Origin of the sequence: Streptomyces sp. 184 (genome assembly GCF_045781775.1) — a bacterium.
GTDB lineage: Bacteria > Actinomycetota > Actinomycetes > Streptomycetales > Streptomycetaceae > Streptomyces.
The window spans coordinates 1598644-1618407 of sequence record NZ_CP123230.1 but is presented as its reverse complement, the minus strand read 5'-3'; the positions used below and the strand labels follow the sequence as shown (position 1 = coordinate 1618407).

16 protein-coding genes are annotated in these 19764 nt (G+C 74.8%); 10 read left to right on the top strand and 6 right to left on the bottom strand.

Features of this window, described 5'->3' with window-relative positions; translation table 11 throughout:
- Positions 1-46 precede the first annotated feature (46 nt).
- The 3 genes from QBL21_RS07090 to QBL21_RS07080 all read right to left on the bottom strand — a co-directional run bounded on the left by QBL21_RS07090 (position 47) and on the right by QBL21_RS07080 (position 4039).
- Positions 47-2428 (bottom strand): MMPL family transporter, encoded by a 2382-nt coding sequence (locus QBL21_RS07090; protein ID WP_407561136.1) that lies wholly within the window; start codon positions 2426-2428, stop codon positions 47-49.
- A 203-nt stretch (positions 2429-2631) separates the two neighbouring features.
- Complete coding sequence (locus tag QBL21_RS07085) at positions 2632-3063, bottom strand: PPOX class F420-dependent oxidoreductase (RefSeq protein WP_407561135.1); 432 nt, start codon at positions 3061-3063, stop codon at positions 2632-2634.
- Positions 3064-3109: 46 nt separating this feature from the next.
- Positions 3110-4039 (bottom strand): NAD(P)-dependent oxidoreductase, encoded by a 930-nt coding sequence (locus tag QBL21_RS07080; RefSeq protein ID WP_407561134.1) that lies wholly within the window; start codon positions 4037-4039, stop codon positions 3110-3112.
- Between the two features lie 50 nt (positions 4040-4089).
- On the opposite strand from QBL21_RS07080, the gene QBL21_RS07075 reads away from it, so the two are divergent.
- From QBL21_RS07075 to QBL21_RS07065, 3 genes are all read left to right on the top strand, one after another.
- Positions 4090-4458 carry a MerR family transcriptional regulator gene (locus tag QBL21_RS07075; protein WP_407561133.1) on the top strand — a complete coding sequence of 123 codons (369 nt, stop codon included), beginning with the start codon at positions 4090-4092 and terminating at the stop codon, positions 4456-4458.
- A 249-nt stretch (positions 4459-4707) separates the two neighbouring features.
- Positions 4708-6267, top strand: coding sequence for an alkaline phosphatase D family protein (locus QBL21_RS07070; protein WP_407561132.1), 1560 nt, complete (start codon positions 4708-4710; stop codon positions 6265-6267).
- A 2-nt stretch (positions 6268-6269) separates the two neighbouring features.
- Positions 6270-7163, top strand: a complete 894-nt coding sequence (locus QBL21_RS07065) for a polysaccharide lyase family protein (RefSeq protein ID WP_407561131.1) — start codon at positions 6270-6272, stop codon at positions 7161-7163.
- Positions 7164-7191: 28 nt separating this feature from the next.
- Here QBL21_RS07065 and QBL21_RS07060 read toward each other — a convergent pair whose 3' ends face one another.
- Together QBL21_RS07060 and QBL21_RS07055 are read right to left on the bottom strand one after the other, a co-directional pair.
- Positions 7192-8451: an aminopeptidase gene (locus QBL21_RS07060; protein WP_407561130.1), complete on the bottom strand. Its 1260-nt coding sequence runs from the start codon at positions 8449-8451 to the stop codon at positions 7192-7194.
- 48 nt (positions 8452-8499) lie between these two features.
- Complete coding sequence (locus QBL21_RS07055) at positions 8500-9042, bottom strand: ArsR/SmtB family transcription factor (protein WP_407561129.1); 543 nt, start codon at positions 9040-9042, stop codon at positions 8500-8502.
- Positions 9043-9141: 99 nt separating this feature from the next.
- On the opposite strand from QBL21_RS07055, the gene QBL21_RS07050 reads away from it, so the two are divergent.
- The 3 genes from QBL21_RS07050 to QBL21_RS07040 all read left to right on the top strand — a co-directional run bounded on the left by QBL21_RS07050 (position 9142) and on the right by QBL21_RS07040 (position 13385).
- On the top strand, positions 9142-10860 hold the full coding sequence (locus tag QBL21_RS07050) for an IlvD/Edd family dehydratase (protein ID WP_407561128.1): 1719 nt from the start codon (positions 9142-9144) through the stop codon (positions 10858-10860).
- Positions 10861-10899: 39 nt separating this feature from the next.
- Entirely contained in the window at positions 10900-11931 is a 1032-nt protein-coding gene (locus tag QBL21_RS07045) for a zinc-binding dehydrogenase (protein WP_407561127.1), read from the top strand.
- Positions 11932-12131: 200 nt separating this feature from the next.
- A complete protein-coding gene (locus QBL21_RS07040) occupies positions 12132-13385 on the top strand; it encodes a serine hydrolase domain-containing protein (protein WP_407561126.1) in 1254 nt (417 codons plus the stop codon).
- Between the two features lie 87 nt (positions 13386-13472).
- Here the strand turns inward: QBL21_RS07040 and QBL21_RS07035 are convergent, their stop codons facing one another.
- On the bottom strand, positions 13473-14702 hold the full coding sequence (locus tag QBL21_RS07035) for a hypothetical protein (RefSeq protein WP_407561125.1): 1230 nt from the start codon (positions 14700-14702) through the stop codon (positions 13473-13475).
- A 145-nt stretch (positions 14703-14847) separates the two neighbouring features.
- On the opposite strand from QBL21_RS07035, the gene QBL21_RS07030 reads away from it, so the two are divergent.
- The 4 genes from QBL21_RS07030 (at position 14848) to QBL21_RS07015 (ending at position 19650) form a co-directional block, all read left to right on the top strand.
- Positions 14848-15684 (top strand): NAD-dependent epimerase/dehydratase family protein, encoded by an 837-nt coding sequence (locus QBL21_RS07030; RefSeq protein WP_407561124.1) that lies wholly within the window; start codon positions 14848-14850, stop codon positions 15682-15684.
- A gap of 155 nt (positions 15685-15839) precedes the next feature.
- Entirely contained in the window at positions 15840-16769 is a 930-nt protein-coding gene (locus QBL21_RS07025) for a 5-dehydro-4-deoxyglucarate dehydratase (protein ID WP_407561123.1), read from the top strand.
- A complete protein-coding gene (locus QBL21_RS07020) occupies positions 16766-18028 on the top strand; it encodes an enolase C-terminal domain-like protein (protein ID WP_407561122.1) in 1263 nt (420 codons plus the stop codon). Before QBL21_RS07025 ends, QBL21_RS07020 begins: the two co-directional genes overlap by 4 nt.
- A 68-nt stretch (positions 18029-18096) precedes the next feature.
- Complete coding sequence (locus tag QBL21_RS07015; protein ID WP_407561121.1) at positions 18097-19650, top strand: sodium:solute symporter family protein; 1554 nt, start codon at positions 18097-18099, stop codon at positions 19648-19650.
- The last annotated feature ends 114 nt before the right edge of the window (positions 19651-19764 follow it).

Genomic DNA, 19764 nt, shown 5'->3' with positions numbered 1-19764 from the left:
GGCCGCCGCACCGGAGTGCGGGCAGCCGACCCTACGGGCCGGGGCGTCAGACGCGCGTCAGGTCCTGGTCCGGCTCGTCGTCCGGGACCGGCCGCGGGCCGGGGCGCCCGCGGCCCAGCGCCTCGCCCTCCACGTCCACGCGCGGCAGCAGCCGGTCCAGCGGGCGCGGCAGCCACCAGGCGCGCTTGCCCAGCAGGGCGAGCACCGCGGGCACGAACGCCATGCGGACGACGACGGCGTCGAAGAGGACCGCGACGGCGAGCCCGAAGCCGATCATCCTGATGACCTGCTCGCCGCCGGTCATGAACCCGGCGAACACCGCCATCATGATCACGGCGGCCACCGCCACCACCCGGGCGCTGCGCCTGAAACCGCTCACCACGGCGGCGCGCGCGTCCTCCCCGTGCACGTACGCCTCCCGCATCCGCGAGACGAGGAAGACCTGGTAGTCCATGGCCAGGCCGAAGACGATGCCCACCAGGAAGATCGGCATCATGCTCATCACCGGCCCGGTCTGCTCGACGCCGAAGAGCCCCGCCAGATGCCCCTGCTGGAAGACGGTGACGACGGCGCCGAGTGCGGCGAGCACCGACAGCAGGAACCCGAGCGCCGCCTTCAGCGGCACCAGCACGGAGCGGAAGACCAGCAGGAGGAGCAGGAACGCGAGCCCGATGATGGTCGCCAGATACGGGATCAGCGCGTCCTGGAGCTTCTGCCCGATGTCGATGTTGAGCGCGGTGGTGCCGGTGACCTCGTACGTCGCGCCGGTGGCGGCCTCGGTCGCCGGGCGGCGGTCGCGGATGTCGTGGACGAGGTCCTTGGTGCGTTCGCTGGTGGGCGCGGTGGCGGGGGTGGCGGAGAGCACGGCGGTCTCGCCGGCCTCGTCGAAGCGGGGCGGCGAGACGGAGACGACGCCGTCGGTGGCGCCGAGCGCCGCGGCCACCTCGCCGACGGCGGCGCGCGGGGCGGCGGCGCCGCGGGCGTCGACGACGACGGTGAGGGGGCCGTTGAAGCCGGGGCCGAAGCCGGCGGCGAGGGCGTCGTAGGCGCGGCGCTCGGTGGTGGAGGTGGGCTTGGCCTCGTCGCCGGGCATGCCGAGGCGCAGGTCGGCGGCGGGTACGGCGAGGATGCCGAGGCCGGCGACGGTGGCGAGGAGGACGGGGACGGGGCGGCGCAGCACGAAGCGGGCCCAGCGGACGCCGAGGGTGTCGCGGGAGGGGGGCGCCGTCCGGTCGGGAGGGCTCGTACGGGAGGGGAGGCGCGCGGGGCCCGTGTGGCCCGCACCGTCCGCGGGGCCCGTGCCGCCCGCGGGGCTCGTACCGGCCGCGGGGCTCGTACCGGCCGGGCCCGTGTCGTACGACGTGGCCGTACGCCCCTTCCGCCACCCGCTCCCGCGCCCCCGCCGGTCGCGCCGGTCGCGCCGCGCCAGCACCGCGTCCGGCCAGCACCCCAGCAGCGCCGGCACCAGCGTCAGCGCGACCAGCACCCCCACCAGCACCGCCCCCGCCGCGCCCAGCCCCATCTTCGTCAGCATCGGCACCCCGACCACCGAGAGACCGGCCAGCGCGATGACCACCGTCAGCCCCGCGAACACCACCGCGGACCCGGCCGTGCCAGTCGCCCGCCCGGCGGCCTCGCGCGGTTCGTGGCCCGCGGCCCGCTCCTCGCGGTAGCGGGAGACGACGAACAGCGAGTAGTCGATGCCGACCGCGATCCCGAGCATCATCGCCAGCTCGCCGACCGTCGAGGACAGCCCGAGCGCGCTGCCCAGCGCGAGGATCGAGAACATGCTGACGCCGATCCCGACGACCGCGGTGATCAGCGGCAGCCCGGCGGCGGCCAGCGAGCCGAAGGTGACGAGCAGCACCACCGCGGCGACGGCGAAGCCGACCACCTCGCCCACGCCCGCCGAGACCGACGACTCCAGCGCGCTGCCGCCGGCCTCGACGGTCAGCCCCGCGTCCCGGGCCTCGTCCACGGCGCTTTCGAGGGCAGCCCTGGCGGCGCCGCTGACGTCGTCCTCCGCGACCTCGTAGGTGACGGTGGCGTACGCGGTCGTCCCGTCCTCGCTGATGCCCTGCCCGTCGAACGGGTCCGCCACCCCCGCGACCTGCGGCGCGTCGGCCACGTCCGCGACGAAGGCGGCCACCGCCGCCCGGCCCGGGCCCGCGGTGATCTTCTCGCCGCCGGGCGCGACGAAGACGACGCGGGCGTCCGCCCCGTCCGCCGCGGCGCCGGGGAAGCGCTCGTCGATGAGGTCGAACGCGTGCTGGGCCTCGATGCCGGGCATCGAGGAGGAGTCGTCGGGCGGTTCGCCGGCGCTCATCGCGCCGAGGCCGGCGGCGGCGAGGAGCGCCGCCCACAGCAGCGCCACGGGAAGGCGCCGGCGGAAGGCGAGCCGGCCGAGCCGGTACAGGAAGGTCGCCATGGAAGGAGGTCTCCGCTTCTGGGGTTTCGAAGAACCCCTCCAGCGTTTCCGCGGGGACCCCGTGCCGTCGTCGTCGCCCGTACGGCACTTCGGCGTACTGAAAAGCGAGTACGGCGCCGCGCCCCGTCCGCCGCGGGGATGACGCCCGGCCATGCGAACGGGGTGACGGGCGGCTGCCCGTCACCCCGGTGTGCGCGCGGGTGTCAGCCCATCCGCTCGCCGTAGACGCGGTCCACGGTCATGGTCATGAGCACCCGGCGGTCGGCGACCATCACCGCGCGGTACTCGTCCCAGTCGGGGTGCTCCCCCGCCGCGGCGCGGTAGTAGTCGACCAGCGCGCCGACCTCCGGGCCGTGCGGGTCGGTGCCGGGTCCGGTGAGGGTGGCGGTGCCCTCGGCGGTGGCCCAGGAGCGGCCGTCGCGCGCGGTGACCTCCAGCGTGGCGCGGGCGTCGCGGCGCAGGTTCGCGGTCTTCGCGCGGCCCTCGGTCATCGAGACGTGGATGACGCCGGCGTCCGGGTCGTAGAACGGCATGACGGGCGAGAGCTGCGGGCGTCCGTCCTTCTTGATCGTGGCCAGCACGCCGAGGCGGCTGACCGCCAGCAGCGCGCGCGGGTCGTACGAGGTCGTGGTCATGTCGGTAGCCAAGTCCTGGTCTGTCGGTGGTATTCCGGGGGTGGGGTCACTCCGGCTTCGCCGCCGGGCGGCGGAACTCCTCGATCATCACCGGATAGCCCTCGCCGCCGTGCCCGGCCGCCGCCGCCCGGTCGGCGAAGGACTTGATCAGCGCCGGGAACTCCGCGTTCACGCCGAGAAATTCGCTCTCCTGAACGAGGTGTGCCATCGCCGCCCGGTGGATGTCCAGCGTCGCGTCGTCCGCCGTGAAGGTGCCGGTGTCGATCTGCTCGGCGAAGCCGGGGAGCCAGCCGACGACGGCCGGAACGCCCTTCGACGCGATGGCCGTGAACTCCGCCGCGGACACGCCCGCCGTGCCGACCAGCGCGGCGCCGTGCAGCCAGCCGTTGAGCAGGCTCCACATCAGGCCGACGATCGCCATCTCGTACAGCGACGTCAGGCCGTGGTCGGCGCCGAGGTACGGGATGTCGCCGGCCAGGCTGCGCAGCGCGGGTCCGTGGCGGTCGAAGTCCGCGCGCGGCCCGCTGACGGCGATGGCCGCCTCGCCGGTGCCGATGGCCGGCGGGGAGGCCATGATGGCCCCGTCGAGGTACGTCAGGCCGAGCCCCGCGGCCCACGCGGCGGTGTCGCGGGCCTGCGCCGAGGTGCCGGTGGTGAGGTTGACCAGGGTCCGGCCGTCGAGAACGGCGGGGTCGACGGGGCCGAGGAGGGCGCGCAGGGCGTCGTAGTCCGTGACGCAGGCGACCACCAGCGGGGCGGCGGCGAAGGCCGCGGCGGGGGTGTCGGCGCGTACGGCGCCCTCGGCGACGAGGTCGTCGGCCTTGGCGGCGGTGCGGTTCCAGACGGTGGTGGGGTGCCCGGCGCGCAGCAGGGCGGCGGCGAGGGCGTGGCCCATCAGACCGAGGCCGAGTACGGCGACGGGGGCGGGTGCCTGGGCTTGGGCGGGGGCGTTTTCCGGGTGGTTGTCGGTCGTCATGGAAGAATGGTCAACCTTCATACCGGTGTGAAGGTCAAGGAGGAGCGGGCATGCGGATCGGCGAGCTGAGCCGGCGTACCGGCGTCAACGCGCACCAGTTGCGCTACTACGAGGCCCAGGGCCTGCTGAAGCCCGAGCGCTCCGGCAACGGCTACCGCGAGTACACGGACGACGCCGTGCTCACCGTCACCCAGATCCGGCGCCTGCTCGACGCCGGCCTGTCGACCCCGGACATCGCCTGGCTGCTGCCCTGCGCCACCGGCACCGGACCCGACTTCGAGCCCTGCCCGGAGCTGCTGGACAAGTTCCGCGACCGGCTGGACGGGCTCGACGCGCACATCACCACGCTGTCGCGCTCGCGCCGCGCGCTGAACGAGTACCTGCACGCCGCGGAGCGGCGGGTCGCGCAGTACATCTGAGGGGGCCGCAGGCCCTTCGGCGGGGCCGTACGCCCGGGGGCCGGGCCCGTACGCCGGTGAGCGGGGCCCGTACGACCGCGAGTGGGGCCCGTGCGAACCGAGAGCCGGCCCTCCACGCCCCTGAGCTGGTCCGTTCCGCCCCGCCGACCGTCTCTCTGCCGTCCCGCGGACCTTCACCCGCCCGTCGCGCCCCGGTCATCCCGCCCGGCGAGCATCCTTCCGGATCTTCACAACGCCCGGGAGGCTCAGGTGACTTCACCACCCCATGCGCCGCGTCGGCGCTCGTTCCTCCAGGCGGCGGGCGTCGGTGTCGGCGCGCTGCTCGCCGGGGCCGGGCTCGCCGGGCGGGCCGAGGCCGCCGGCGGCGCGCCCCGGCTGCGCGCAGAACCGTTTCGCCTGGGGGTGGCCAGCGGCGAGCCGGCCGCGGACGGCGCCGTGCTGTGGACCCGGCTGGCGCCGGAGCCGCTCGCCGAGGACGGCCACGGCGGCATGGCGCGCGCCGGCTACGACGTGGGCTGGCAGGTCGCCGAGGACGAGCGCTTCCGGCGCGTCGTACGCGCCGGCTCCGCGGTCGCGCTGCCGGAGCTGGGGCACTCGGTCCACCCGCAGGTCCGCGGGCTGCGCCCGGGCCGGCAGTACTTCTACCGCTTCCGGGCGCAGGGCCGCACCAGCCCCGTCGGCCGGTTCCGCACCGCGCCCGACCCCCGCTCCGCGCGCGGCTCGTTCACCTTCGCCACCGCCTCCTGCCAGGCGTGGTACCACGGCTACTTCTCGGCGTACCGCGACATGGTCGACAAGGACCCCGACGTGGTCTTCTTCCTCGGGGACTACGTCTACGAGTACGGCATCACCGCCGCCAACATGTGGCGCGCCGCCCCGCTGCCCGGCGCGCGCCACGAGATCGAGACCAACACCCTGGCCGACTACCGGCTGCGCTACGCACTGTTCAAGTCGGACCCCGACCTCCAGGCCGTGCACGCGGCGGCGCCCTGGGTCCTCACCCCGGACGACCACGAGGTGCAGAACGACTACTCGGACGAGAACTCGTACTACGGCCTGAGCGAGGAGGACTTCCTGCTCCGCCGGGCCGTGGCGTACCGCGCGTACTACGAGAACTGCCCGCTGCCCCCGCTCTCCCTCGCCCACGGCCCCGACACCCGGCTGCACCGCCGGCTGCGCTACGGCGGCCTGGCCGCCCTGCACGTCCTCGACGCCCGCCAGTACCGCGACCCCAAGCCCGCGGACGCCGCCGAGCAGCACGCGCCGGGGCGCACCATGCTCGGCCGGGACCAGGAGCGCTGGCTCTACCACGGGCTGCGCTCCTCCGACGCCCGCTGGAACCTGCTGCTCCAGCAGGTCGGACTCGTCCGGGTGACGGAGAACCGCGTCGACCAGTGGGACGGCTACCCGGCGGCCCGGCAGCGCCTGCTCGACGTCCTCGGCGAGCCCGGCGTGCGGCCGTCCGTCGTCTTCACCGGCGACTGCCACCGCTCCATCGCCGGCGACCTCCTCGCGGACTTCGCCGACCCCGAATCCCGGATCGTGGGCAGCGAGTTCCTCGGTACGTCCATCGCCTCGGACGGCGACGGCGCGCCCACCGACAACTACACGAAGGACTGGATGCAGCACCCCTGGATGCGGTTCTACGACGGCCGCCGCGGCTACGTCCTCGGGCACGCGGACGCGCACGCGGTCACCGCCGAGTACCGGGCGGTGCCCTACGTACGGGCCGACAACCGGGCGGCCGGGTTCACGCTCGACCGCTTCCGCGTCCAGCACGGCCGCCCCGGCATGCAGAAGGTGAGCTGACGATGACCTCCAGTACCGCGCACACCACCGCCACCAACGCCGCCGCCAACACCACCGCCGGGCGGCCGGGCTCCGGCGCCGCGCCGGGCACCGTCTCGGGCCTGGCCGCCGCCGGCGGGCTCGGCGTGGTCGAGCTGACGTGGCGGCCGTACCGTACGCGCCGCGGACAGCTCGTGGACCACTACGAGGTGTACGAACTCTCCGCCGCCGGCGACACCCTCCTCGCCCGCACCCTCTTCCCGCACCACACCCACCGCGTCGGCCCCGAGCCGGTGACCCGCCGCTACACCGTCGTCGCCGTGGTCGACTCCGGCGCCCGCACCCGGCCCGCGCGCGCCGTCGCGGCGGCGAACGAGCGGTCGATCGCGGCCGGCCGCCCGGTGGCGCAGGTCGGCGAGTTCGACCACCGCGGGCTGGAGTTCGCCCTCTCGCCGAACCTGAGCGCCCGGTACCCCACGGCCTTCCCGCAGGGCGTCGACTTCCGCCACGGCACCTCCGATCCGGCCCGCGACTGGTGTTATCTCCACCCGGGCCCCGGCGACGCCTGGGCCGGCCGCAAGGAGCACACCTTCGCCCTCCGCTTCGACCTGCCCGCCGCCCCCGGGGCCGACCTCGGCTTCGCCCTGTGGCTGATCGACTCCCACGCCACCGCCGCCGGCACCGCCGATCTGGCCCTCAACGGCCGCACGGTACGGACCCTGGAGTTCCGCGGCGGCGCCACCCGCGGCTCGCTGGAGGGCGACGCGGCCCGGCCGGGCAGCACCCTCAAGCCCTCGTCCTACGAACTCCCGCTGCCCGCGGACCTCTTCACGCCCGGCGAGAACGTCCTGACGCTGCGCAAGACGACGGGTTCGTGGATCGCGTACGACGCCCTGGGGGTGTTCGCGCCGGAGTGACGGCGACGGGCGCGCGCAGGCGCCGGCGTCAGAGCCGCCACTCGTCGTCCTCCAGCACCACCACCCGGCCGCCGTCGTGCCTGATGCCCGTGACCGTGACCTCCGGGCCGCCCACCATGAAGTCGGTGTGCACCGCGGAGACGGAAAGGCCCCGTGCGTCGCGCTCCTCGGCGTTCAGGTCCGCCGCGCCCGGCACGGTCTGGGGCAGGCCCGCGCCCCAGGCCAGGTGGCAGGTGGCGTTCTCGTCCAGCAGGGTCTCCAGGAACGTGACGCCCGACCTGCCGATCGGCGACGTCCCGTCCACCAGCGCGACCTCGCCGAGCTGCGCGCCGCCGCGGTCGGCCGCCTGGTGGGCCCGTACGACGTCCGCGCCGCTGCTCGCCCGCACCTCGGCGACCCGGCCGGCGGCGAAGGTCAGCTCCAGGTCGGTGACGACCGTGCCGGCCAGGGCGAGCGGGCGGGTGGCCCGTACGGTGCCCTCGACGCGGCGGTGGTCGGGCGTCGTGTAGACCTCCTCCGAGGGGAGGTTGGCGACGAACCGGCGGCCGTCGGCGCTGTCGAAGCCCACGGCGTCCCAGCGTCCGCCCGGGATCATCCCGATGGTCAGGTCGGTGCCGGGGCCCTCGAAGTGGACGGCGTCCAGGGCGAGTTCGTCGAGCTGGGCCGCCCGGGCCTTCAGCTCGGCCAGCCGGTCCCGCCAGGCGGCGGCCGGGTCGGGGCGGTCGAGCCGCAGGAAGTGCTTGAGGTGCCCCCACAGCCGGGACACGTCGTCCTCGCCGAAGACGTTGCGCGCCCAGGAGCGGGTGGGGTAGCCGATGACGGTCCAGCGGACGAGATCGCCCTGCTGGAGGCGGTAGCGGGAGGCGAGGTTGGGCATGCGGTCGAGCCCCGCCCGCGCCGGGTCGGTGTCGTCCAGCAGGCCGGGGTCGGCCTCGCCGCGGATGTTGACCAGGACGCCGTGGCGGCGGCCGAGTTCACGGTTGCGTGCGTCGAGCCAGTCGGGTACGTCCCCGAGCGTCGCGGCGTCCGCGTGCCGGACGCGGGAGCGCTTGGCGTGCGGGTCGAAGTACCAGATGTCGACGTAGCGGGCGCCGCGCGCGTACGCGCCCTCGGCGAGCGCGCGGGCCAGCGGGGCGTGCTCGATCTCGGCGTTGACGGCCACCAGGTCGCCGGCGGCGACGGGTGCGGCGACGTCGAGGACGAGCGCGGCGTACGCGGCCAGGTCGGCGGCGGGGATGTCGGGGGAAGCGGGCGGGGAGGCGGGCGAGGTGTGCGCGGACGGGGTCATGGGCACTCCTGTGGGCCGGGGATGCGAAACGGGCGTACGGGGCGGAAATCAGCCGCGTTCGCCGTCGAGTTCGAGCAGCATCGCGGTGAAGCTGACGTGGACGCCGTCGCCGGTCCGCGGCGGGCCCGCCTTGTCGTGGACGAGGCGTACCGCGCGGTCCGTCAGCGCGCAGACCTCCGCCCAGGTCTCGCGCGGCAGCCAGACCTCCGCGTCGGCGCTGGTGACCTGCCGGCTCGCGGCGCCGGCGCGGCGGCGCAGGTCGGTGAAGAGCGCCTCCAGCAGCAGGTCGGAGTCGCCCGAGCGGTCCAGGCGCAGCGCGCTGTCCGGGTCGTACTCGTACCGCTTGGGCGGCTGTCCTCGGCGCGCCGCGCCGCCGGGCTCCGCGCCGGGTCCGTCGCCGGCCCGCCGCAGGAAGCCCGCGGCCGTGAGCCGCCGCAGGTGGTAGCTCGCCGAGCCGTGCGCGATCCCCAGCTCCTCCGCCACCTCCGTCGCCGACATCGGCGCGCCCGTGAGCAGCGAAACGATGCGGATACGCAGCGGGTTGGCCAGCGCGCGCAGCGGCACGAGCGGCGAGTCGTTTCCCCAAGACATGTTGGGATAATAGGCCGGGCGGGCGCCGACGGGTAGGCAGCGTGTGCAGCAACCGTTTACTGTGCGGGAGTTCGCCCCCTGCGACATGAAGGACGGTGTATGGCTGCCGAACTGCGAAGCGCCCAGTGGTACGGGGGTACGGACCGGAACGCGTACATACACCGCGCGTGGATGCGCCGCGGCCTGCCGCACGACGCGTTCTCCGGCCGCCCCCACATCGCGATCGCCAACACGGCCTCCGACCTGACCCCCTGCAACTCCCACCTCACCGAGGTCGCCCGCTCCGTACGCGACGGCGTGCACGAGGCCGGCGGCGTCCCGCTGGAGCTGCCGGTGGTCTCGCTCGGCGAGACGCAGGTGCGCCCCACGGCGATGCTGTGGCGCAACATGGCGGCGATGGCGGCGGAGGAGATGTTCCGCGCCAACCCGGTCGACGGCCTGGTGCTCCTCGGCGGCTGCGACAAGACGATCCCCGCGCTGCTCATGGCCGCCGCCTCGGTCGACCTGCCCGCGCTCGTCGTCCCCGGCGGCCCGATGCTCACCGGCACCTTCCGCGGCACGCCGCTCGGCTGCGGCACGGACGTGTGGCGGCTGAGCGAGGAGGTGCGCGCGGGCGCCATGTCCGAGCGGGAGTTCACCCGCTCCGAGTCGTCCATGATCCGCAGCCGCGGCCACTGCAACACCATGGGCACCGCCTCCACGATGGCCGTGCTCGCCGAGGCGCTGGGCATGGTCCTGCCGGGCCTGGCCGGCACGCCGGCGCCGGACAGCCGGCTGCTGGAGGCGGCGCACGAGTCGGGGCGGCTCTCGGTCGAGCTGGTACGGGAAGGGCGTACCCCGTCGAGCGTCGTCACGGCCGCCTCGTTCCGCAACGCGATCGTCGCGCTGGCCGCCACCGGCGGCTCCACCAACGCCGTCGTGCACCTGCTCGCGCTGGCCGGGCGCCTGGGCGTGGAGCTGACCCTCGACGACTTCGACCGCGTCGGCGCGGACGTGCCGCTGCTGGTCGACCTGCTGCCCGCCGGGCGGTTCCTGATGGACGACCTGTACCGCGCGGGCGGCCTCGCGGCCGTGCTGAACGAGGTACGCGACCTCCTCGACCCGGCCGCGCTCACCGTCACCGGCCGCCCGCTGGTCGAGCACCTGGACGACGCGCGCATCTGGGACCCCGAGGTCATCCGCACCCGCGACGCGCCGCTCCAGCCCGCCGCGGGCATCGCCGTGCTCCGCGGCAACCTCGCCCCCTCCGGCGCCCTCGTCAAGCCCGCCGCCGCCTCCCCCGAACTGCTGCGGCACAGCGGGCGGGCGGTCGTCTTCGACAGCATCGAGGACTTCCACGCCCGCATCGACGCCCCGGACCTCGACGTCGACGCCGACTGCGTGCTCGTCCTGCGCGGCTGCGGCCCGCGCGGCTACCCCGGCATGCCGGAGGTGTCGAACATGCCGCTGCCGCGCAAGCTGCTGGAGCAGGGCGTACGCGACATGGTGCGCGTCTGCGACGGGCGGATGAGCGGCACGGCGTACGGGACGGTGGTGCTGCACGTCGCGCCGGAGGCGGCGGCGGGCGGGCCGCTGGCGCTGGTCCGCGACGGCGACGTGATCAGCCTCGACGTCGAGGGCCGCAGCCTCACGCTGGAGGTGCCGGACGCGGAGCTGGCGGCCCGTACGCCGAACGAGGCGACGGTGGCCGGCTACGCGGCGCCGCGGCGCGGCTGGGAACGGCTCTACGTGGACCACGTGTTGCAGGCGGACACCGGTGCGGACCTGGACTTCCTGGTGGGCTCCTCGGGTTCGGAGGTCAGCCGTGAGTCGCACTGAGTGCGCGACGGGCCGGCGCGGCGCGGGTGCGGCGGGCCGTTGAGGGCCTTCGTGCTGCACGCCCCCGGTGCCGCGGGCGTCGTGGACGTCGAGCCGCCGGTGGCCGCGCCCGGCGAGGCGGTGGTGGACGTCGCGCGCGTGGGGGTCTGCGGGACGGACGTGGAGCTGTACTCGGGCGAGTTGCAGTACCTGCGGGACGGCCGGTCGCGGTTCCCCGTACGCCCCGGGCACGAGTGGTCGGGGCGGGTCGCCGCGGTCGGCGCGGGCGCGGACCCGGGCTGGGTGGGGCGGCGGGTGATGGGCGACACGATGCTGGGCTGCCGCGCCTGCCGACGCTGCCGGGGCGGGCGGCAGCACCTGTGCGCGGACCGCCAGGAGGTCGGCATCCTCGGCCGCGCGGGCGCGCTGGCGGCGCAGCTGGCCGTCCCGGCGTGGTCGTTGCACGCGCTGCCGGACTCCGTGGACGACGCCCTCGGCGCGCTGGTCGAGCCGGGCGGCAACGCGCTGCGCGCGGCCCGGGCGGCGGGCGTCGGGGCGGGCGACCGGGTGCTGGTGACGGGGCCGGGGACGATCGGGCTGCTGGTGGCGATGTTCGCCCGGCGGGCGGGCGCGGAGGTGCACGTCCTGGGCCGCGACACCGCGACGCTGGAGTTCGCGGCGTCGCTGGGCTTCGACCGCTGCTGGACGGCCGAGACCCTGCCGCGGCTCCCGTACGAGGCCGTGGTCGACGCCTCCAACGCCGAGTCGCTGCCGGCGCGGGCGGTGGAGCTGGTGGAGCCGGGCGGCCGGGTCGTCTTCATCGGCCTGTCGGGCACCCCGAGCCTGCTCGACACCCGCGCCCTGGCCCTGAAGGACGCCACGGCGGTGGGCATCCTGAGCGCGTCCCCGGGCCTGGCGGCGACGATCGTGGCGTACGCGGAGGGAGCGGTGGACCCGCGCCCGCTGATCGCCGCGACCGTCGGCCTGGACGGGGTGGCGGCGGCTCTGGCGGGCCACCGCCCCGCGGGCGCCGGCGCGGGGCCGAAGGTGCACGTGTCGCCGCGGGACGAGGACGCGGGGTCGACGGGCTGACCCGCCCCGGCACCGGCCGCACCACCCGCACCGGCGTACGGCCGTGCCCTTCCTCCGCACACCCCCGTCGTCTACCGGTTCGGGTGTATCGCGGGCGTATCGGAAAACGCATACGCCGCCGCACCGGCCCTTCGCCTTCAGTGGTCGCCGAACTACCGCACGGCAGCGGTCGGTTCGTCGACCAGGGAGGAACAACGACCATGGACTCGGATTCCGCACGCGGTATCGGCCGGCGGCGCGTGCTGCGGTGGGGCGGGCTGACGGCGGCCGGCGGCGCGGCGGCAGGCGCACAGCTCTGGGACGCCCCGCCCGGCCACAGCGCCCCGGCCCCTGCCGGGGGCGCGGACGGCATCCCGCCGGACACGCGGCCCGGCGGCGCGTACGACCGGTACGTGGCGGAGCTGGCCGCCGAGGACAGGTTCTCCGGCGTGGTGATGCTGTCGTACCGGGGCCGCACCGTGCTGTCGCGCAGCTACGGCATGGCCGACAAGGAGAAGGGGATCCGCAACCACGAGGGCGTCGCGTTCAACCTCTCCTCCGCGGGCAAGCCGTTCGGCGCGGTGGCCGTCCTGCAACTGGCGCAGGAGGGCAGGCTGACGCTCTCGGACACCGTGGGCGCCCACCTGACCGGGTTCGCCACGGAGATCGCCGAGAACGTGACCATCCACCACCTGCTCTCCGGCACCTCCGGGCTGAACACGCCGGAGGAGGACCGCGAGCGCGTCTTCCAGAGCCGGGAGGAGGTGCGCGAGTTCTACGGGCGGTGGGCCCGGCAGGCGAAGGCGGTGGCCCCGCCCGGCACGCCCACCCACCACGCGGGCGCCGAGGTCGGCATCCCCGCGCTGATCGTGGAGGCCGTCACGGGCATGACGTACTGGGACTACGTCGAGGAGAACGTGTTCTGGCGGTGCGGCATGACGGGCACCGGGTTCTTCACCCGGCCGCAGTGGCTCACCGACGAGCACCTGGCGCACTCGTACATGCGGCAGGCGGACGGCAGCCGGGTGGACGCCGTCCGCAACCTCGACAAGGGCAGCCCGGACCCGAACCAGCTCGGCAAGAACCCGGGCCGCAGCTTCATCGACCCGCCCGGTGACGGCGGCTTCGCCACCGCGCCCGACCTGGTCCGGTTCGCGCACGCGCTGGGCGACGGCACGCTCCTCGACCGGCCCTACGCCGAGTTGTTCACCGGCCCCAAGATCCCCCATCCCCCGCAGGGCGGCGGCCTGGCCGGCCGGTCGGCGTCCGCCGACGCCTCGTTCGGGGCGTACATGACGCCGGTCGGCTTCGTGAAGGGGCAGCGGGTGAACGGGCGCGCGGGCGTGAACCCCGGCAGCGTCGCGAGCTGGAACATCCACGCGTACACCGGCTGGGTCGGCGTGGTCCTCGGCAACTACGACGACGTGCCGTTCGTGGAGATCCTCCAGCAGGAGGAGGCGGCGATCATCGGCTGACGGCCGAACCGGCCGGAACAACCGGAACGGCCCGGCCCCGCAGGAACCGCAGGAACAGCCGCAACTGCCGGGACCGCCGCCGGACTGTCAGGCCCCCAGCGCCCCCAGCGCCTCCGCCACCCGCGCCAGGTCCTCCGCCGACGCCAGCCCCCCGTGGTAGAGCCGGAGTTCGTCCGCGCCCAGCTCCGCCGCGTGGGCGGCGTCCTCCGCGAGCGTCGCCGGGGTGCCGCCCATGCCGGAGACCACCGTGAGGTTCGCCGCCAGCGTGGTGTGCGGGCGGCGGTGGGGGACGCAGGGTTCCAGGGCGGCGGTACGGGTCGCGGGGCCGCCCGTGCAGGGGAGCACGAGGCCGTCCGCGAACGTCAGCACCTCCGCCGGGTCCACCCCCGCGTTCGCGCCGCAGGCGTACGGCTCCGGGGTGGCGTGCAGCAGCACGCGGAACGCCGAGTCCTGCGCCCGGCTCCGTACCGCCGCGACCGCCTCGCGCTGGAGCCGGGTCGCCGCCGCGCGCCGCCAGCCCAGCACCGCCGCCGCCCGCCCCTCGCCCAGCAGCCCCACGATCCGGGCCCAGGCCCCCGCCGCCTCCACCGCCTCCGCGGCGGCCGGCGGGGCGGCGGCCACCCCGTCCCAGTACGGCAGCAGCGCCGCGGTGACGGCCGCCCGCAGGTCCTCGGGGTCGGCACCGTACGCCGCGTAGCCGTCGCGGCAGCGGTCGCAGAAGCACAGCGACATGAGCAGTTGCCCGGCGCCGTCCAGCGCCACCCCGGCGATCTTGTCGTGGGCGTGCAGGTGCGCCAGCCCGTACCAGCCGCAGGACTCCAGCTCGCAGCCGCGCGCCCCCGGCCGGGTGGCGGCCTCCGCGGCGAGCCGGACGAGGTAGTCGCGCACCTCGGGGCGTCCTATGCACGGCGCCCAGGGGTAGCGGTCGCCGTGCGCGTTGACCACCGAGGTGTCCGGATGCTCCGCGCCCAGGCGGGAGTTGTGCGCGAGCACGACCCAGCTATGGACTTCGAGACCGGCCCCGGCCAGCGCCTCGGCCGCCGCGCCGAAGGGGTCGGCGGCGTCCACCCAGTCCTGGGGGTACGGGCGCAGCGTCCGGCCGGCCCAGCGGCGTTCGTCCGGCGGGTAGAGCACGGCGGAGTGCCGGGCGGTGACGATGCGGTGGCGCGGGTGGCGGGGGGTCACGGCGCGGGTGGAGTGGTACGCGGCGGCGAGCGTCACCTGCCGTACGCCCAACTCCGCGATGCGGCGCGGCGCGGCGGGGTCGCCGACGACGTCCCAGGGATACAGAAAGACCGAAGCACGAGGTGTCATCATCAGGGTGTACACATTTCTGCCCGGCGTCCATATTGGTGAACAGGCACGCTAGGGGCGCCCCGATGCACCGTCAAGACCGCGTCCCGCCGCCCGACCGACGCGCCGAGCCAACCGAGCCAACCGAGCCACCGAGGAGCCGTCCACGATGTCAGCCCACCGCCCTCCGCGCACCGTCCTGCTCACCGGCGCCGCCGGCGGCATCGGCACCCTGATGCGGGAGCTGCTGCCCGCCCACGGCTACGAGCTGCGCCTGCTCGACCACGCCGCCGTCACCCCCGGCCCCGAGCGCGTGGTCACCGCCGACCTGGCCGACCGCGCCGCGCTGCGCGCGGCGGTCCGCGGCGTCGACGCGGTGCTCCACCTCGCCGGGATCTCGCTGGAGTCGACGTTCGAGAAGGTGCTGCGGGCCAACGTCGAGGGCACGTACCACCTCTACGAGGCCGTGCGCGAAGAGGGCGTCCCGCGCGTCGTCTTCGCCTCCAGCAACCACGCCGTCGGCTACCACCCGCGCCCCCGCCACGCCGGCCGGGTGCCCGCCGGCGAGCTGATCGGGGCCGGTGCCGCGCACCGCCCGGACACCTTCTACGGCCTGTCCAAGTGCTTCGGCGAGGACCTGGCGCAGCTCTACTGGGACAAGCACGGCATCGAGACGGTGTCCGTACGCATCGGCTCCTGCTTCCCCGAGCCGACCAGCGTGCGCATGCTCTCCCTCTGGCTCAGCCCGGCCGACGGCGCCCGGCTGTTCCACGCCGCGCTGAGCGCACCGGACGTCGGCCACACCGTCGTCTACGGCAGCTCCGCCAACACCCGCGCGTGGTGGGACCTGAACACGGCGCGGGCGCTGGGCTACGAGCCACAGGACGACTCCGAGGCGTACGCGGACAAGCTGCTCGCCGAGCTGGGCCCCGACGACCCGGACGCGCCGGAGGGGGCGAACCTGGGCGGCCCGTTCTGCACCGACCCGCCCATCTGGCCGCACTGAGGCCCGCGTTCGGCTCCGCCCGTCCCGGCACGGCGGCCCCGCCTGCCGCGCCCGAAACCGCGCACACCCCCTTGACGGCCGTCGCACCCACCTCTACGTTTCCGGCACCAATTCAGATTCATATCTTTCGTTCAGATAGATGAATCGAGGTTCCGGTGCAGCTCGACGGCATCCTGTTCTTCCCCCTCACCCCCTTCGACGGCGGCGGTGCGGTGCACGAGGACGTGCTCGCCCGCCACGTCGCCGACGGCGTCGCGCACGGCGCGGGCGCGGTGTTCGCCGCCTGCGGCACCGGCGAGTTCCACGCGCTCGACGGCGCCGAGCACCGGCGGGTGGTCCGTACCGCCGTCGCCGCCGCGGCCGGCCGGGTGCCGGTGTTCGCCGGGGCCGGCGGCCCGCTGCCGCACGCCGTCGCGTGCGCCCGGGCCGCCGCGGAGGCCGGCGCGGACGGGGTGCTGCTGATGCCGCCGTACCTGGTGGCCGCGCCGGAGGCGGGGCTCGTCGCGTACGTCCGCGAGGTCGCCGCCGCCACCGGCCTGCCGGTCGTGGTCTACCAGCGCGACAACGCCCGCTTCACCCCCGCGGGCGCCGCGGAACTCGCCCGGATCCCCACGGTCACCGGCTTCAAGGACGGGCTCGGCGACGTCGAGCTGATGCAGCGCATCATCCCCGCCGTGCACGCCGCCCTCGGCGAACGGGACGGGCGCGCCCGGGACTTCACCTTCTTCAACGGCCTGCCCACCGCCGAGGTCTCGGCCGCGGCGTACGCGGCCGTGGGCGCCCGGCTGTACTCCTCCGCCGTCTTCTGCTTCGTCCCCGAGGTCGCCCTCGCCTTCCACCGCGCGCTGGCCGAGGGGGACGGCGAGCGCGTACGGCGGCTGCTGAGCGGCTTCTACATCCCCCTCGTCCAGCTCCGCAACGAGGTCCCCGGCTACGCGGTCTCGCTGGTCAAGGCCGGCGCACGGCTGCGCGGCCTGGACGCCGGCGGCGTCCGGCCACCGCTGGTCGACCCGCATCCGAAGCACCTCGCCGAGCTGGAGCTGATCGTCTCCGCCGGCCTGGAGACCGCCGGAGCCCTCCGGTGAGGCGAATAAGCGAGATCACCGTCACCCCCGTCGCCTTCCGCGACCCGCCGCTGCTCAACGCCGCCGGCGTACACGAGCCGTGGGCCCTGCGCAGCGTCGTGGAGGTCGTCACCGAGGACGGCCTCACCGGCCTCGGTGAGAGCTACGGCGACGCCTCCCACCTGGACCGGCTGCGCGCCGCCGCCCGCGCCCTCGTCGGGGCCGACGCCGGCCACCACCACGCCCTGTACGCCCGCGTGGCGGCCACCGTCGGCACCGGCGTCTTCTCCGACCAGCACGGCCTGACCGGCGCCGGCAGCAACGGCAAGACCGTCGACTCGGTCTTCTCCCCCTTCGAGGTCGCCTGCCTGGACATCGCCGGCAAGGCCACCGGCCTGCGCGTGGCCGACCTGCTCGGCGGGCCGGTGCGCGACGCCGTCCCGTACAGCGCGTACCTCTTCTACAAGTGGGCCGGCCACCCCGACGCGCCCGCGGACCGCTTCGGCGCCGCGCTCGACCCGGACGGCATCGTCGCGCAGGCGCGGCTGCTCATCGGTCAGTACGGCTTCCGCTCGCTGAAGCTGAAGGGCGGCGTCTTCCCGCCCGACGAGGAGATCGCGGCCGTACGCGCCCTGGCCGCCGCCTTCCCCGGGCTGCCGCTGCGCATCGACCCCAACGCCGCCTGGACACCGGAGACCTCCGTGCGCGTCGGCGCCGAGCTGGCCGGGACGGTGGAGTACCTGGAGGATCCGGCGCCCGGCATCGAGGGGATGGCGGAGGTGGCGGCGAAGGTGCCGATGCCGCTGGCCACGAACATGGCCGTGGTCACGCACGCGCACCTGCCGCCGGCGATCGCGCGCGGCGCCGTCGGGGTCCTGCTGATGGACCATCACTACTGGGGCGGGCTGCTGCGGTCCGCGCAGGTCGCCGCGCTCTGCGCGACGTTCGGCATCGGCCTGTCCATGCACTCCAACTCCCACCTCGGCATCAGCCTCGCCGCGATGACGCACCTGGCCGCGGCCACCCCCAACCTCGACCACTCCTGCGACACCCACACGCCGTGGCAGGACGGTCAGGACGTGATCGCCCCCGGAGCGCTCACCTTCGCCGACGGCGCCGTACCGCTGCCGCCGGGGCCCGGCCTCGGCGTCGAACTGGACCGCGACGCGCTGGCCGTGCTGCACGAGCAGTACGAGAGGTGCGGCGTCCGGCGCCGCGACGACACCGCGTACATGCGCCGCTTCCACCCCGGCTTCGCCCCCGCACGGGCCCGTTGGTGAGCGGTTCGCACGCGGCACGTGCACCACCCTCCCCCACGACCCGTCGGAGACACAGGCAGGAGCTCCCGATGTCCATCGCTGACTGGATCATGGTCGGTGCCTATTTCTGCGTGATGGTAGGCATCGGCTGGTGGTCGAAGAACCGCGTCCACACGGTGAAGGACTTCTTCACCACCGGCGGCCGCATACCGTGGTGGCTGTCCGGCATCTCGCACCACATGTCCGGCTACAGCGCGGTGATGTTCGTCGCGTTCGCCGCCGTCGCCTACGACCACGGGCTGACGGTGTACGTGTGGTGGGCGCTGACCATCGGCCTCGGCATCGGCGTCGGCGCGTTCGTCTTCGCGCCCCGCTGGGCGCGGCTGCGTGCGAAGCACGACGTGGCCTCGCCGCTGGAGTACCTGGCGAAGCGGTACAACCTGCCGACCCAGCAGGTGCTGGCGTACAGCGGCGCGCTGCTGAAGGTCGTCGACATCGCGGCCAAGTGGGTGGCGATATCCGTGCTGCTCCAGGGGTTCGCGGACGTGCCGCTGGAGTGGGGCATCGCGTTCACCGGCGTGGCCACCATGGCGTACATGGCGGTCGGCGGGCTGTGGGCGGACGTGCTCACGGACTTCAGCCAGTTCATCATCCAACTGCTCGCCGGCGCGGTGATGTTCATAGCCGTACTGGCGGAGCTGGGCGGCATCGACTCGCTGTGGACCATGTGGGACGACCTGCCGGACAGCCACCACGACCCGGTCACCGGGCCGGTGACGACGACGCTGGTGCTGGCGTTCCTGCTGGTGAAGACCTTCGAGTACAACGGCGGCATGTGGAACCTGGCGCAGCGCTACATGGCCGCCCCGTCCGGCTCCGCGGCCAAGCGCTCGGCGCTGCTGTCCAGCGGGCTGTGGCTGGTGTGGCCGTTCGTCCTGTTCCTGCCGATGTTCGCGGCCCCGCTGATCGTGCCGGGTCTGGAGAACAGCGAGGAGTCGTACGTCGAGCTGGCGAAGGAGCTGATGCCGGCCGGCCTGACGGGGCTGGTGCTGGCCGGGTTCTTCTGCCACACGATGGCGATGGTCGCCTCGGACTCCAACGTCATCTCGGCGGTCATCACCCGGGACATGGCGCCCGTGCTGGTGCCGCGGGTGCGGCAGTTGACGGACCGGGCGCAGCTCACCTTCGCGCGGGTGACGACGGTGTCGTTCGTGTCGGTGAGCATGATCGTGGCGATCGCGACCGGGGGTGAGGGCTTCGTCCTCGACGTGGTCGTGGACCTGGTGGCGGCGACGATGGGGCCGATCTCGATCCCGCTGATGCTGGGCATGCTGCCGTGGTTCCGGCGCTGCGGGCCGACAGCGGCGATCGTGTCCTGGGCCGGCGGGCTCGGGCTGTGGTCGGTGCTGCACTGGGTGCTGGACGACACCTCGCAGGCGGCGCTCGTCGGGCTGCCGCTGCTGACGTCGCTGGTGCTGTACGTGGGCATCGGACTGCTGCGGCCCGAGGGCGGGGCGGAGCAGGACGCGCTGATCGACTCGCTGGGCTCGGATCCGGAGGAGGGCGCGGAAGGCGGTCAGGCCGCGGCGGCGTCGAAGGACACGCAGCCGCCGGAGGCGACGGCGGACCTCACGTCGCGCTGAGCGGTCCGCGGACCGGCAACCCCCGTGTGCGCCGCGGGGGTTGCCGACCCGTTCAGCGCTTTCATGCAGGCGGGTACCGCCACCGCAGTCCGGCCGGGACAGCGGCCGAGCCCT

Bases quoted from the DNA above. Each gene is read 5' to 3' on its own strand.
- QBL21_RS07060 (WP_407561130.1), bottom strand. From the start codon at position 8,451: ATGACCCCGTCCGCGCACACCTCGCCCGCCTCCCCGCCCGCTTCCCCC.
- QBL21_RS07075 (WP_407561133.1), top strand. From the start codon at position 4,090: ATGCGGATCGGCGAGCTGAGCCGGCGTACCGGCGTCAACGCGCACCAG.
- QBL21_RS07065 (WP_407561131.1), top strand. From the start codon at position 6,270: ATGACCTCCAGTACCGCGCACACCACCGCCACCAACGCCGCCGCCAAC.
- QBL21_RS07050 (WP_407561128.1), top strand. From the start codon at position 9,142: ATGGCTGCCGAACTGCGAAGCGCCCAGTGGTACGGGGGTACGGACCGG.
- QBL21_RS07055 (WP_407561129.1), bottom strand. From the start codon at position 9,042: ATGTCTTGGGGAAACGACTCGCCGCTCGTGCCGCTGCGCGCGCTGGCC.
- QBL21_RS07040 (WP_407561126.1), top strand. From the start codon at position 12,132: ATGGACTCGGATTCCGCACGCGGTATCGGCCGGCGGCGCGTGCTGCGG.
- QBL21_RS07015 (WP_407561121.1), top strand. From the start codon at position 18,097: ATGTCCATCGCTGACTGGATCATGGTCGGTGCCTATTTCTGCGTGATG.
- QBL21_RS07030 (WP_407561124.1), top strand. From the start codon at position 14,848: ATGTCAGCCCACCGCCCTCCGCGCACCGTCCTGCTCACCGGCGCCGCC.
- QBL21_RS07035 (WP_407561125.1), bottom strand. From the start codon at position 14,702: ATGATGACACCTCGTGCTTCGGTCTTTCTGTATCCCTGGGACGTCGTC.
- QBL21_RS07085 (WP_407561135.1), bottom strand. From the start codon at position 3,063: ATGACCACGACCTCGTACGACCCGCGCGCGCTGCTGGCGGTCAGCCGC.
- QBL21_RS07090 (WP_407561136.1), bottom strand. From the start codon at position 2,428: ATGGCGACCTTCCTGTACCGGCTCGGCCGGCTCGCCTTCCGCCGGCGC.
- QBL21_RS07080 (WP_407561134.1), bottom strand. From the start codon at position 4,039: ATGACGACCGACAACCACCCGGAAAACGCCCCCGCCCAAGCCCAGGCA.